The sequence below is a fragment of the Stenotrophomonas sp. STEN056 genome, assembly GCF_056759635.1.
Map to the genome: position 1 here is coordinate 38,687 of NZ_JBRRDL010000019.1, position 12,622 is coordinate 51,308.

Here is a 12,622-nt window from a genome sequence, read left to right on the forward strand (position 1 = left end):
GGGGAAGTATGGGGCAAAGTGTCCCCCTGCGAAACGTGTCCCCCGTCCACCGGGTTTGCCCCTTATGATTGGCCTCGTTAAGCTTGCCCGTTAAGCAAGTTCATTCTTTATGTGAACGTCACCATGAGCTCAGGGAACGTCAATACAGTGTCCAACGTGCGACTCGCCACCAGTCCGCTGGCTCTGGATATAGCCACCATCGACCGCTTTCTGGCCCATAGCCACCGCCGGCGCTACCCCGCGCGGACGGATGTGTTCCGCCCGGGCGACCCTGCGGGAACCATGTATTACGTGATCTCCGGCTCGGTCAGCATCATCGCCGAGGAGGACGATGACCGGGAACTGGTACTGGGCTACTTCGGTTCTGGCGAGTTCGTCGGCGAAATGGGCCTGTTCATCGAATCTGAAAAACGTGAAGTCATCCTGCGCACCCGGACCCCGTGTGAGCTGGCCGAAATCAGCTATGAGCGCCTGCACCAGCTGTTCCTGGGGCCGCTGTCGGTGGATGCCCCCAAGCTGCTGTATGCCATCGGCTCGCAGATTTCCCGGCGCCTGCTGCATACCAGCCGCAAGGCCAGCCGCCTGGCCTTCCTAGATGTGACCGACCGCATCATCCGCACGCTGCACGACCTGGCAAAGGAGCCGGAGTCGATGAGCCACCCGCAGGGCACCCAGTTGCGCGTTTCCCGTCAGGAAATCGCCCGTCTGGTAGGTTGTTCGCGCGAAATGGCCGGCCGCGTGCTGAAGAAGCTGCAGGTGGACGGCGTATTGCATGCACGCGGCAAGACCGTTGTGCTGTACGGGACGCGCTGACTCCGCCCCGGTCATGCGCCCATGGTCTGCAGGCAGATCATGGGCATCGCTGCCGGCCCCTCGCTCGCAAGGTGAACTCCAGGCCCCCTGCCGCACGCCCGGACGCACTGTACCCTCCGCCCTTCGGATATCACGACTGGATTTGTCACCCATCGCATCGCCGGGGCGCGATGCCATTCGGGTGTGATCCGGCCATGGAAAGGCCATTGGCCGTTGGTTGCCGATGCAGCTTTCCTTGACCTGAACGGCGCTGGCACGCAGGCTGGGGCATGGAATTTGGCAATGAATTTTACTGGTTCATCCTGATCGGGCTGGGCGCGCAGTTGGTGGATGGCGCACTGGGCATGGCATTCGGGCTGATTTCGTCCTCGGTCCTGTTGAGCATGGGGCTGCCGCCAGCGGCGGTCAGCGCCAGCATCCATACCGCTGAGGTGTTCACCACCGGCGCGTCCGGGGTTTCGCACCTGGTCGCCGGCAACGTCGACAGGCGGCTGTTCCTGCGCCTGGCCATATCCGGTGCGGTCGGCGGGGCAATCGGGGCCTATGTGCTCACCCAGTTGCCCGGCGATGTGGTCCGCCCGTTCATCTACCTTTACCTGCTGGTACTGGCGATTTTCATCCTGGCCCGTGCGGCCGGCAGGTTCGCGCCGCGCCAGGAAGTGAAGCGGGTTCCCGTGCTGGGGTTCTTCGCCGGCCTGCTGGATGCCAGCGGCGGCGGCGGCTGGGGCCCGGTGGCCACCTCCACCCTGCTGGCCCGCGGCGGGCAGGCACGCACCACCATCGGCTCGGTCAACGCGGCCGAGTTCGTGGTGACGCTGTCGATCTCGATCACCTTTTTGCTGTCGATGGGGCTGCAGCACCTGTCCATCGTCGCCGGCCTGCTGGTCGGCGGAATGATGGCCGCGCCAGTGGCGGCGCTGCTGGTCAAGCGGGTGAAGGAGCGCTGGGTGCTGATTGCCGTCGGCGTGCTGGTGCTGTCGATCAGCCTGTTCCAGATCGGCATGGCGGTGATGAAGCTGCGGGGAGCGTGAGGCAAAGCTCTTGCTTTTGATCCTGCCCGCCACGTTTTCGCAGGGGTAGGCTCCCCCGGCAGGTCAGAAGCCCCCCTCATCCGCCCTTCGGGCACCTTCTCCCGTAAACGGGAGAAGGGATGCCGGCGCCGGCTGATTCCTCAGGCAAGTCGAAAGCCCCCTCATCTCCCCCACCTTCGCGGAGGCAGGCTCTTCGGACACCGTCTCCCGTACGCGGGAGAAGGGACGCAGGCTCCGTTCAGATCACTGCGGCAGCGGCTTGCCGCCGCGGCCTGGGCAACCCCAGTTGAGGATCGGGGTGCCGGCCGGCAGCACCTTGCCGAAATACTCCACCCGCGAATGCTTGGGGTTGACCACCACCGGCGCTTTGGCAGCCTTGAGCAGCGGCAGGTCGGCGGTGCTGTCGGAATAGGCAATGGCGATGTCGCCATAACCACGCTCGCGCAGCATGCGCATCTTCTCTTCGTTGTGGCAGTGGCGGGTGGCGCCCATTGCGCCCAGCCGGCGGCCAACCTCGCTGCCGATCACCGGCACGTCCTGGTGGGCAACGAAGCCAAGGATGGCGCGGGCCAGTTCCGGCGGCGCGCCGGTGGCCACGACCACCCGGTCGCCCGCCCTGCGATGCGCGGTAAAAACTCCCAGCGCATGCGGCAGCAGCTTCTGGCGAATCTCCGGCTCGTGCTTGAGCACGTACTGGTCGATCACCTTGTTGAATTCGCGCGCCTGGTGCAGGCCGAAGGTGGCAATCCACACATAGCCGGAAATGCCGAACCGCCGGGTTGGCAGCATCGCCACCAGCGGCCCGAGCAGCGGCGTGGCAAGCGCCGCCGCCAGCAGCCGCAGGGGGTTGCGCTTGATCAGCCAGGCGAACAGGTGGCTGCCGGAATCGCCGTCGTAGAGCGTGTGATCGAAGTCGAAGACGACCAGTTGCGCGTCGTCGCTGGGCACAGGGTAGGAATCAGTCATGCCGGGAAGAATAGCTGACGCAGGCCCTCACCCGGCTCCTCCACGCGCATGAAGGCTTCGCCGACCAGGAATGCGTTGACCCCGGCATCGCGCATGGTCTTCACGTCGGCCGGGCCCAGGATGCCGCTTTCAGTAACCAGCAGGCGGTCACGCGGCACGGCGTCCTTCATCGACAGCGTTGCATCCAGCGAGACCTCGAAAGTGCGCAGGTTGCGGTTGTTGATGCCCACCAGCGGCACCGGCACCTGGATGGCGCGTTCCAGTTCGTCGATATCGTGCACTTCCACCAGCACGTCCATGCCCAGTTGCATGGCCAGGTCGGACAACTCGGCCAGCTGGCGGTCGTCCAGCGCCGAAACGATCAGCAGGATGCAGTCCGCACCCAATACACGCGCTTCAACCACCTGGTACGGGTCGATGACGAAATCCTTGCGCAGCACCGGCAAGGTGCAGGCCTCGCGCGCCTGTTGCAGGTACGCATCGGCACCCTGGAAGAAATCCACGTCGGTCAGCACCGACAGACAGCTGGCGCCGCCGAACTCGTAGCTCACCGCGATGTCGGCCGGGTGGAAGTCCGGGCGGATCACGCCCTTGGACGGGCTGGCCTTCTTGACCTCGGCAATCACTGCCGGGTCGCCGTTGGCAATGGCCGCCTGCAAGGCATTGGCAAAACCGCGCACCGGCGAAGCATCGCCCAGGCGCGCCTTCAACTCGGCCAGCGACACGCGGGCGCTGCGCTCGGCCACCTCCTGCGACTTGCGGGCAAGGATGGTGTTGAGGATGTCGCTCATGGATCGGTTTCCTGGAAGACGGGCGTTGCGCGCACGGTGAGAGGGAGGGAATTATCCGCGATTGCCGGCCAGCACGCGGCTGGCATCGACGTACTGCTGCATGCGCGCACGCGCGCTGCCATCGGCGATGACGGCACGCGCACGCGCCAGACCATCGGCAATGCTGTCGGCCACGCCCGCCACATACAGCGCCGCGCCGGCATTGAGCGCGACGATGTCGTTGGCCGGGCCCGGCTGGTTGTCCAGCACCGCGCGCAGCATGGCGATGGACTCTTCCGGATTTTCCACCTTGAGGTTGCGGCTGGCCGACATGGCGATGCCGAAATCTTCCGGATGAATCTCGTACTCGCGCACCTTGCCGTCGCGCAGCTCGCCGACCAGGGTGCCAGCGCCCAGCGAAATCTCGTCCATGTTGTCGCGGCCCCACACCACCAGCGCGCGCTCGGCCCCCAGTTCGCGCAGCACACGCGCCTGGATACCGACCAGGTCAGGGTGGAACACGCCCATCAGGATGCTGGTGGCACCCACCGGATTGGTCAGCGGGCCAAGGATGTTGAAGATGGTACGCACGCCCATTTCGCGGCGTACCGGCGCCACCACCTTCATTGCCGGGTGATGCACCGGCGCAAACATGAAACCGATGCCGGTCTGTTCGATGGCGCGGGCCACCTGTTCCGGCTGCAGCTCGATCACCGCACCCAGCGCTTCCACCGCATCGGCACTGCCGGACTTGGACGACACACTGCGGTTGCCATGCTTTGCCACCTTGGCGCCGGCCGCGGCCACCACGAACATCGAGCAGGTGGAAATGTTGAAGGTATGCGAGCCATCACCGCCGGTGCCGACGATGTCCACCAGATGCGTCTTGTCGGCGACGTGCACCGGCAAGGCGAACTCGCGCATCACCGTAGCTGCACCGGCAATCTCGCCCACGGTTTCTTTCTTGACCCGCAGGCCGGTGAGAATGGCGGCGGTCATGGTCGGCGAAATTTCGCCGCGCATGATCTGTCGCATCAGGTCGACCATCTCGTCGAAGAAGATTTCGCGGTGTTCGATGGTGCGTTGCAGGGCTTCGGACGCGGTGATGGTCATGACAACTCCAGAAAATCAGGAAATTACGATGTAGTCGCTTTGGCTGTGGATGCCGCCGTGCGCACCGGGAATCAGCTGCACATGCAGGCCACCAATCGGCCCGACCGGCAGGCAGCTGTCCACTTCCAGCAACGCGTCGCGATGCGGTTTGATCCACTGTGCGTGCGCCTGTGCCAGCGCCTTGCGCTTTGCCTCGACCGCATCGGCGGCGACTACCAGCAGGTAGCGGTGGTCTTCGCCAAACTGACCTTCCACATAGCCGCCCAGGTTGACGAAAAACAGCGTCGGCGCGCCGGCTGCAGGCGCGTCATTGGACAGGCGCACCTGCCACTCATCAACGCCATCGACGGTCATCCACGAATCCAGATGCAGGCCTGCAGCTTCACCGAACCATTGCTCGCGCAGTTGCGCATAGGTCTGCTCGATGCCGGGGCCTACCGCGAACACCACGTCATGCACCTCGGTATTGGCGCGCGCATGACGACCGCCGAGCATCACCACGAACAGACGGAAATCTTCCAGGCTCACGGCGTCGGCCTCGCGGTCAGTGCCAGGCGCAGGCCGAAGCCGATGAACAGCACGCCGGCCAGCTTGTCCAGCCACTGCATGCCACGCGCGGCCCAGCGGCTGCTGCGCACGCGGTCTGCCGCCAGCACGTAAGCGGCGTTGACCGGCAGCGCGTTGACGGTGAACACCAGGCCCAGCAACGCGAACGCCAGCGCCTTGTTCTGCACCGACGGCGCGATGAACTGCGGCAGGAAAGCCAGGAAGAACAACACCACCTTCGGGTTCAACACATTGGTCAGGAAACCTCCGGCAAACACCTGCCACCACGAACCGGCGCTGCCGCTGCTGACGGCAATATCGGCCTGCAACGTCGAATCGCCGGTGTTGCGCAGCAGGCGCACGCCCACCCACAGCAGATAGACCGCGCCGATCCACTTGATCACCGTGAACAAGGTGGCCGACGTCGCCAGCAGCACACCCAGCCCCAGCGACGCCAGCGCTACATGCACCAGGCAACCGGCACTGATGCCGGCGATCGCGGCGAATCCTGCACGACGTCCACCGCGCAACGAGCGGCTGATGATGTACAGCACGTCCGGGCCCGGCGTGAGGTTCAACAGCCAGCCGGCCAGCATGAACAGCAGCAACTGGCTCGGCTCGATCAACATGTGCGGTCCAGGAAGTTCTTCATCAGCGCGTGGCCGTGCTGGGTGAGGATGGATTCGGGATGGAACTGCACGCCTTCCACCGGATATTGGCGATGGCGCAGGCCCATGATTTCTTCCATCGAACCGTCCGGGTTCTCGGTCCAGGCGGTGATTTCAAGTTCAGCCGGCAACGTGTTCTTGTCCACCACCAGCGAGTGGTAGCGGGTGGCTTCGTAGCGATCCGGCAGACCGGCAAACACACCCTTGCCTTCATGGCGGATCGGCGAGGTCTTGCCGTGCATGATGTTGCTGGCACGGATCACGTCACCGCCGTAAACCTGGCCGATGCTCTGGTGGCCCAGGCACACGCCAAACACCGGAATATGCGGGCCAAGCTGGCGGATCACCTCCAGCGACACACCGGCTTCGTTCGGCGTCTTCGGGCCGGGCGATACCACGATGTGCGAAGGCTTCAGCGCGGCGATTTCAGCAACGCTCAACGCGTCGTTGCGCACCACCTTCACCTCGGCACCCAGCATCTGCAGGTACTGCACAAGGTTGAAGGTGAAGCTGTCGTAGTTGTCGATCATCAACAGCATGTGAGTAGGCTCATTGGGCGATCAGGAAGACCGTGTAGACGTTTTTGGGAAGGGGGATGCTGCCGGTTTAAAGGGATTCGGCGACCACAGCGATCAAGCGCAGCTGGAAGCCAATGGCGTCACTGCCTGGCTCACAACCCCTTCGCCGCCTGCGCCACCGCACGGAACAACGCGCGGCCCTTGTTCATGGTTTCCTGCCATTCGGCATCCGGATCGGAGTCGTAGACCACGCCGCCACCGGCCTGCACGTACAGGTAACCGTCCTGGATCACCGCGGTGCGGATGGCGATGGCGGTATCGGCATCGCCGTTCCAGCCGATGTAGCCAACCGCGCCGGAATAGACGTTGCGCTTGACCGGCTCCAGCTCGCGGATGATTTCCAACGCGCGGATCTTCGGCGCGCCGCTGACGGTGCCGGCCGGGAAGGTTGCGCGCATCACGTCGCTATAACTGAGCCCGGCCTTCAAGGTGCCGGTGACTTCGCTGACGATGTGCATGACGTGGCTGTAGCGCTCGATCACGAACTGCTCACCCACCTTGACCGTACCCGGTTCAGCGACACGGCCGACATCGTTGCGACCAAGGTCGATCAGCATCACGTGCTCGGCGCGCTCCTTCGGGTCGGCCAGCAGTTCGACTTCCAGCGCCTTGTCCAGCTCCGGTGTGGCGCCGCGCGGGCGGGTGCCGGCGATCGGTCGCACGGTGACGATGCCGTCGCGCAGGCGCGCCAGGATTTCCGGCGACGAGCCAACCACCTGGGTGCCACCGACATCGATGAAATACATGTACGGCGAAGGATTCAACGCACGCAGCGCGCGGTACACATCAATCGGCCGCGCACGGAACGGCACGCGCAGGCGCTGGCTAGGCACCACCTGGAAGATGTCGCCGGCGCGCACGTATTCCTGCGCCTTACGCACCACTGCGTGGTATTCCTCGCGGGTGAACGAGGACTTGAAATCCTGCTCGTCGATGGCATCGGACACCTGCGACTGCGGATAACCGGCACCGCCCTGACGCAGGCGGTGCGCCAGCTCATCAAGACGACGGTTTGCGCGCGCCCAGGCCTGCGGCTGCGCCGGGTCGGCATGCACGATCAGGTACAGGCGGCCCTTGAGGTTGTCGAACACCGCCAGCTCTTCGGACAGCATCAGCAGGATGTCGGGCGTGCCCAGTTCGTCGGGCTTTTCGCCCGCGCCCAGATGCGGCTCAATGTACTGGATGCACTCAAAGCCGAACCAGCCGACCAGGCCGCCGGTGAAGCCCGGCAGGCCTTCCAGCTCCGGCACCGCGTATTGCTTGCGCAGCACTTCCACTTCGGCCAGCGGGTCGGCCACCTCGCGGCGCTCCACCACTTCGCCCAGCTCGCTGACTTCCAGCGTATGGCCGCGGAAGCTGTAGATGCGGCGTGCCGGCAGGCCAATGATGGAATAACGCCCGAAGCGCTCGCCGCCTTCGACCGATTCAAACAGGTAGGTATATGGGCCGTCGGCGAGCTTCAGGTAAACCGAGAGCGGCGTGTCCAGGTCGGACAGCACTTCGCGGACAACGGGGACGAAATTATGCGGGTGTGCGCTGTGGCCTTCAGCGGCCAGCTGCTGGAACTGCTCTTGCGTGATCAAGACGGCTTTCCTTCCGGGAAACGACGGTGGCGGGACGGACGACGGCAACGGGCCACCATCGCCACCAGCGGCGAGCGGAAGAAAGGGAACGCTTGGTCGTCAGAATGGGCACCGGGCAACTCTACCGCAAGATCGCAAGCCAGTGTGCACTCGCAACATCGGAACTTGCTTGCAGCTGCAACGATTCAGCCGCTGAGCAGGGCACATTCCGTCGGCAGATGCATGCGAACCCGCCCCGGCACACAGCGCACATGGAAGTGCCGGGCCTGCAGCGGCTCACCGTCCAGGTTCAGCGTCATCGGCTGCTCGGCCACGATCCAGACCTCCGCCATCCGGGCGCGCACCGCCACCTGTTCCAGCGCCGCATGCTTGCCTTCGCTGAACAAGGTACCGAGGGTGGAAGCCACCTCCCCGGCCAGTTCGGGAACGATGCTCAGTTCAAGCAGGCCGTCGTCGAGCAGGGCATCCGGGCACAACACCTGGCCGCCGCCGGCCTGGCGCCCGTTGCCGATCCCCAGGGCGATGAACCCGCCCTCCCACTCGAAACCCTCCCCCTGAATACGGGCACGGACGGGCTCGATCCTGCCCAGCCGCGAGATGCCGGTGATGACGTAGGCCAGCCCGCCGAGCATCTTCTTCAGGCCATCGTGGGTTTCCACCGTGACCTCGGTGCCGAAGCCGCCACTGGCCAGGTTCGCACACCAATGCACGCGGCCATCGCCGTCCACCTGCAGCAGATCGATCATGCGTGGCCGTGAGTTGCCTGCCAGCTCCAGTGCTGCCAACGGCTGCTCGGGGATGCCGGTAGCAGTGACAAAGTCGTTGGCCGTACCCAGCGGCAGCAGCGCCAGTGCCGGCAGGGCTGCTGCGTCCTGGCCGGTATGCGCCAGCGCCTCGGCCACTTCGCTCAAGGTGCCATCGCCACCACCGGCCACGATCACCGCTGCCCCCGCGGCGATGGCTTCGCGCACGTAGCGCTCTGCATCGCCGGCCTCCCAGGTCACCCGCACCGCCAGCGGCTGGCCGCGTTCCCGAATGTCGGCAACTGCATCGCGCACGGCGTCATCGCCTGCGGATTTGCCGTTGAGGATCAGATACCAATGCGTGTGGCCCATGCGGTTCTCCGTGCGAGGACACGCAGCCTAGCAACTGCCTGTTGGGCTGCCGGTGAATGTCACACAGCCGTCATGGAACCTGCGGAGAATCGAAGGCCATAGCAGGGATGATGGATGGAGGCAGGATCAGCCTCCGAATGAATTCCCCGGCCGCAGTGGCGACACTGCGGCTTTTTTTTGCCCGCCATACCGAGCCATGCTCGGCATGGGCTTTACCGGCAAGGCCTCTGCCGAGCATGGCTCGGCATTACAGCTCAGGCGCCTGCGGCGAATTTCTGCAGCGCTTCGCCCTGCAGGCGATACACGGTCCACTCATCCTGCGGCAGTGCGCCGGCGGCCTTGTAGAAGTCGATGGCCGGCGTGTTCCAGTCCAGCACCGACCACTCGAAACGGCCGCATCCCTGCGCCACCGCAAGCTTGGCGATGTGCTGCAGCAGTGCCTTGCCGGCGCCACTGCCGCGCGCTTCCGGGCTGACGTACAGGTCTTCCAGGTAAATGCCGTTGCGGCCCAGCCACGTGGAGTAGTTGTAGAAATACACCGCATAACCAATCGCCTGACCATCACGCTCACAGATCAACGCCTGCGCCTTCGCCTCGGCACCGAACAGGCTGGCACGGATGCCGGCCTCATCGGTCTGCACCGAGGACTCGGCTTTTTCGTAGATGGCGAGCTCGTGGATGAAATGCAGGATCAGCGCTGCATCATCAGCGGTGGCGGGACGGATGTGGATACTGGACGCGGCCATGGCTCAGGCACGCACCGCCGCCACATTGGCGCGCATCTGGGCGATCACGTCGGTGTAGTTCGGTGCGTTGAAAATGGCCGAACCGGCGACGAAGGCGTCGGCACCGGCGGCGGCGATCGCGCCGATGTTGTCGGCCTTGACGCCGCCGTCCACTTCCAGGATCACCGGCTTGCCCAGCTTGTCGATCATCGCCCGCACTGCGCGCAGCTTGTCCAGCGTGGACGGAATGAACGCCTGGCCGCCGAAGCCCGGGTTGACCGACATCAGCAGCACCAGGTCCAGGTCTTCAAGCACCCAGTCCAGCACTTCCACCGGGGTGGCCGGGTTCAACACCAGGCCGGCCTTGCAGCCATGCGACTTGATCAACTGGATGGTGCGGTGAACGTGGCGGCTGGCTTCGGGGTGGAAGCTGATCAGGCTGGCACCGGCTTCGGCGAAATCCGGGACGATGCGGTCCACCGGCTCGACCATCAGGTGCACGTCGATCGGCGCGGTCACGCCATGCTTGCGCAGCGCCTGGCAGACCATCGGGCCGATGGTCAGGTTGGGCACGTAGTGGTTGTCCATCACATCGAAATGGACCCAATCGGCGCCAGCGGCGAGAACGTTGTCGACCTCCTCGCCCAGCTTGGCGAAATTGGCCGACAGGATGGACGGGGCGATGATGCAGTTGGACATGACAGGGCCTTCAGCGTTTGCGCAGAGTTTTGATGCGGTCGTAGGCGGCGTTGATCTGCCGGGCCTTTTTTTCGGCCTGGGCGCGCAGTTCGGGCGCGGCGCCGGCCACTTTGTCGGGGTGGTATTGGGACATCAGCCGGCGGTAGGCCAGGTCGATTTCCGCGTCGGTGGCGTCGCGGGTGACCCCCAGCTCGCGGTACGGCAGGTCCTTGCCCAGGCGGAACCAGTCACTGTCGAAGGCATGCCCCAGGATCAGGCCGATGACCGCGCCAAACAGCGGATTGGGCCTGAAAAGCAGGGCCCCGGCGATGAAACCAAGTAATTTTCCGTACCAGCGCATGGGCAAGTGAATGGGTCTGGGCGGTTGGGCCCTGCATTTTATGCCACAGCGGCCCGATCCGGCTTTACACTAGGCCGCCCGCCGTCCAGCCGCGGGCCCAACGGGTTTCCAGGCCCGGGTCCTCCACGCCGGCGGCTTCACAGCCAAGTCCCAGGAGTGCCCGTGCCAACCACGCTGTTGCAATCCGATCTTCCCGGCCTGCCCTTGCGCCACCGCGGCAAGGTGCGTGATGTGTTCGATATCCCGCGCGAACGTCTGCCTGCCGGCACTCCACCGGGCGAATACCTGCTGATCGTGGCCACCGACCGCCTGTCGGCGTTCGACGTGGTGCTGCCCGACCCGATCCCCGGCAAGGGCGAAATGCTGTGCCAGGTGTCCAATTTCTGGTTCGCCAAGACCGCGCACCTGATGCCCAACCACCTGACCGGCATCGACGTGGCCAGCGTGCTGCCCGAAGGTGTGGACCCGGCGCTGTATGCCAAGCGCGCGGTGGTGACCAAGAAGCTCAAGCCGGTGCCGGTGGAAGCCATTGCCCGCGGCTACCTGATCGGCAGCGGCTGGAAGGATTACCAGCGCACCGGCAAGGTCAGCGGTATTCCGCTGCCGAACGACCTGCAGCAGGCTGAGAAACTGCCGGAAGCGATCTTCACCCCGTCCACCAAGGCCGCCGTGGGTGACCACGACGAGAACATCGACTTCGACGCGATGGTCAAGACGGTGGGCGCGGATCTGGCTGAAAAAGTGCGCGATGCCACGCTGCGCATCTACAAGTTCGCCGCTGAATACGCGGCCGAGCGCGGCATCCTGCTGGCCGACACCAAGTTCGAATTCGGCACCGATGCCGATGGCCGCCTGTACATCATGGACGAGATGCTGACGCCGGATTCCTCGCGCTACTGGCCGGCTGACGAGTACCAGGTGGGCATCAGCCCGCCGAGCTATGACAAGCAGTTCATCCGTGACTATCTGGAAACGCTGGACTGGGGCAAGACCGCTCCCGGCCCGGCGCTGCCGGCCGAAGTGATCGAGCGCACCCGCGCCAAGTACGCTGAAGCCCTCGAAAAACTGGCCAACATCAGCATCGACTGACCCCCACCAGTCACCCCCTCACGGACGCGCCCGGCCCCACCGTGCGCGTCCGTAGGGAAGCCGCGCTATGCTCTGTCAGCCAACCCGGGAGGGGACCATGGACATGAGCAGCGCACGGCCAGTTGACCGCTATTTCGCAAGTTATTCCGGCGACCACCGCAACAGCACCAACCAGGCGATCCATGTCGTCGCGGTACCGGCCATCCTGTGGTCCGTGATTGCCCTGCTGTGGTGCATCCCGCCGCTGCTGCCGTGGTTCCAGCACGGCATCTGGGCCGCGCTGGCCATGTTTGGCACCTGGGCCTACTACAACCGGCTGTCGCGCCCGCTCGGCGTCGGCATGCTGATCATCTTCTTCGTGTTCGGCTGCATCTGCCGGCTGCTGGAAGACCGGCTCGGCATCCAGATGCTGCTGTACATCGCCATCGACGTGTTCGTGCTGGCATGGATCGCACAGTTCATCGGCCACAAGATCGAAGGCCGTCGCCCCAGTTTCCTGACCGACCTGACCTACCTGCTGATCGGCCCTATCTGGGTATTGGCCAAGCTTTTCCGGCAGTTTGGCTGGCGCTACTGACCGCCACAA

The 12,622-nt window shown here is 64.7% G+C and carries 15 protein-coding genes; 4 read left to right on the plus strand and 11 right to left on the minus strand.

Features of this window, described 5'->3' with window-relative positions:
- Positions 1 to 123 precede the first annotated feature (123 nt).
- Both crp and ACVOLO_RS11450 read left to right on the plus strand, forming a co-directional pair.
- Entirely contained in the window at positions 124 to 813 is a 690-nt protein-coding gene (gene crp / locus ACVOLO_RS11445; protein WP_481570413.1) for a cAMP-activated global transcriptional regulator CRP, read from the plus strand.
- 269 nt (positions 814 to 1,082) lie between these two features.
- Positions 1,083 to 1,844, plus strand: a complete 762-nt coding sequence (locus tag ACVOLO_RS11450) for a sulfite exporter TauE/SafE family protein (protein WP_481570415.1) — start codon at positions 1,083 to 1,085, stop codon at positions 1,842 to 1,844.
- 243 nt (positions 1,845 to 2,087) lie between these two features.
- On the opposite strand, the gene ACVOLO_RS11455 is transcribed toward ACVOLO_RS11450, so the two are convergent.
- The 11 genes from ACVOLO_RS11455 to ACVOLO_RS11505 form a co-directional block, all read right to left on the minus strand.
- Positions 2,088 to 2,810, minus strand: a complete 723-nt coding sequence (locus tag ACVOLO_RS11455; protein WP_481570416.1) for a haloacid dehalogenase-like hydrolase — start codon at positions 2,808 to 2,810, stop codon at positions 2,088 to 2,090.
- Entirely contained in the window at positions 2,807 to 3,601 is a 795-nt protein-coding gene (gene trpC / locus ACVOLO_RS11460; protein ID WP_481570417.1) for an indole-3-glycerol phosphate synthase TrpC, read from the minus strand. Before trpC ends, ACVOLO_RS11455 begins: the two co-directional genes overlap by 4 nt.
- 51 nt (positions 3,602 to 3,652) lie before the next feature.
- Positions 3,653 to 4,693, minus strand: a complete 1,041-nt coding sequence (gene trpD, locus ACVOLO_RS11465; protein ID WP_481570418.1) for an anthranilate phosphoribosyltransferase — start codon at positions 4,691 to 4,693, stop codon at positions 3,653 to 3,655.
- Positions 4,694 to 4,708: 15 nt separating this feature from the next.
- On the minus strand, positions 4,709 to 5,221 hold the full coding sequence (locus ACVOLO_RS11470) for a DUF1543 domain-containing protein (RefSeq protein ID WP_481570419.1): 513 nt from the start codon (positions 5,219 to 5,221) through the stop codon (positions 4,709 to 4,711).
- Positions 5,218 to 5,868, minus strand: a complete 651-nt coding sequence (locus ACVOLO_RS11475; RefSeq protein ID WP_481570420.1) for a LysE family translocator — start codon at positions 5,866 to 5,868, stop codon at positions 5,218 to 5,220. Before ACVOLO_RS11475 ends, ACVOLO_RS11470 begins: the two co-directional genes overlap by 4 nt.
- The gene (locus ACVOLO_RS11480) at positions 5,862 to 6,446 is read right to left on the minus strand and encodes an anthranilate synthase component II (protein WP_481570421.1); all 585 of its coding nucleotides are present in this window, start codon (positions 6,444 to 6,446) and stop codon (positions 5,862 to 5,864) included. The genes ACVOLO_RS11475 and ACVOLO_RS11480 overlap by 7 nt, the downstream gene beginning before the upstream one ends.
- Positions 6,447 to 6,577: 131 nt before the next feature.
- The gene (trpE, locus tag ACVOLO_RS11485; protein ID WP_481570422.1) at positions 6,578 to 8,068 is read right to left on the minus strand and encodes an anthranilate synthase component I; all 1,491 of its coding nucleotides are present in this window, start codon (positions 8,066 to 8,068) and stop codon (positions 6,578 to 6,580) included.
- A 185-nt stretch (positions 8,069 to 8,253) separates the two neighbouring features.
- Positions 8,254 to 9,183, minus strand: coding sequence for a lipid kinase YegS (gene yegS, locus ACVOLO_RS11490; RefSeq protein ID WP_481570423.1), 930 nt, complete (start codon positions 9,181 to 9,183; stop codon positions 8,254 to 8,256).
- Positions 9,184 to 9,437: 254 nt separating this feature from the next.
- Positions 9,438 to 9,929 carry an N-acetyltransferase family protein gene (locus tag ACVOLO_RS11495; RefSeq protein WP_481570424.1) on the minus strand — a complete coding sequence of 164 codons (492 nt, stop codon included), beginning with the start codon at positions 9,927 to 9,929 and terminating at the stop codon, positions 9,438 to 9,440.
- 3 nt (positions 9,930 to 9,932) lie between these two features.
- Positions 9,933 to 10,607, minus strand: a complete 675-nt coding sequence (gene rpe / locus ACVOLO_RS11500) for a ribulose-phosphate 3-epimerase (RefSeq protein WP_481570426.1) — start codon at positions 10,605 to 10,607, stop codon at positions 9,933 to 9,935.
- A 10-nt stretch (positions 10,608 to 10,617) separates the two neighbouring features.
- Positions 10,618 to 10,947: a J domain-containing protein gene (locus tag ACVOLO_RS11505; RefSeq protein ID WP_481570427.1), complete on the minus strand. Its 330-nt coding sequence runs from the start codon at positions 10,945 to 10,947 to the stop codon at positions 10,618 to 10,620.
- 162 nt (positions 10,948 to 11,109) lie between these two features.
- Between ACVOLO_RS11505 and ACVOLO_RS11510 the strand changes: the two genes are divergently transcribed.
- Both ACVOLO_RS11510 and ACVOLO_RS11515 read left to right on the plus strand, forming a co-directional pair.
- On the plus strand, positions 11,110 to 12,036 hold the full coding sequence (locus ACVOLO_RS11510) for a phosphoribosylaminoimidazolesuccinocarboxamide synthase (RefSeq protein WP_481570428.1): 927 nt from the start codon (positions 11,110 to 11,112) through the stop codon (positions 12,034 to 12,036).
- A gap of 97 nt (positions 12,037 to 12,133) precedes the next feature.
- Positions 12,134 to 12,613, plus strand: a complete 480-nt coding sequence (locus ACVOLO_RS11515) for an Mpo1 family 2-hydroxy fatty acid dioxygenase (RefSeq protein ID WP_481570429.1) — start codon at positions 12,134 to 12,136, stop codon at positions 12,611 to 12,613.
- The last annotated feature ends 9 nt before the right edge of the window (positions 12,614 to 12,622 follow it).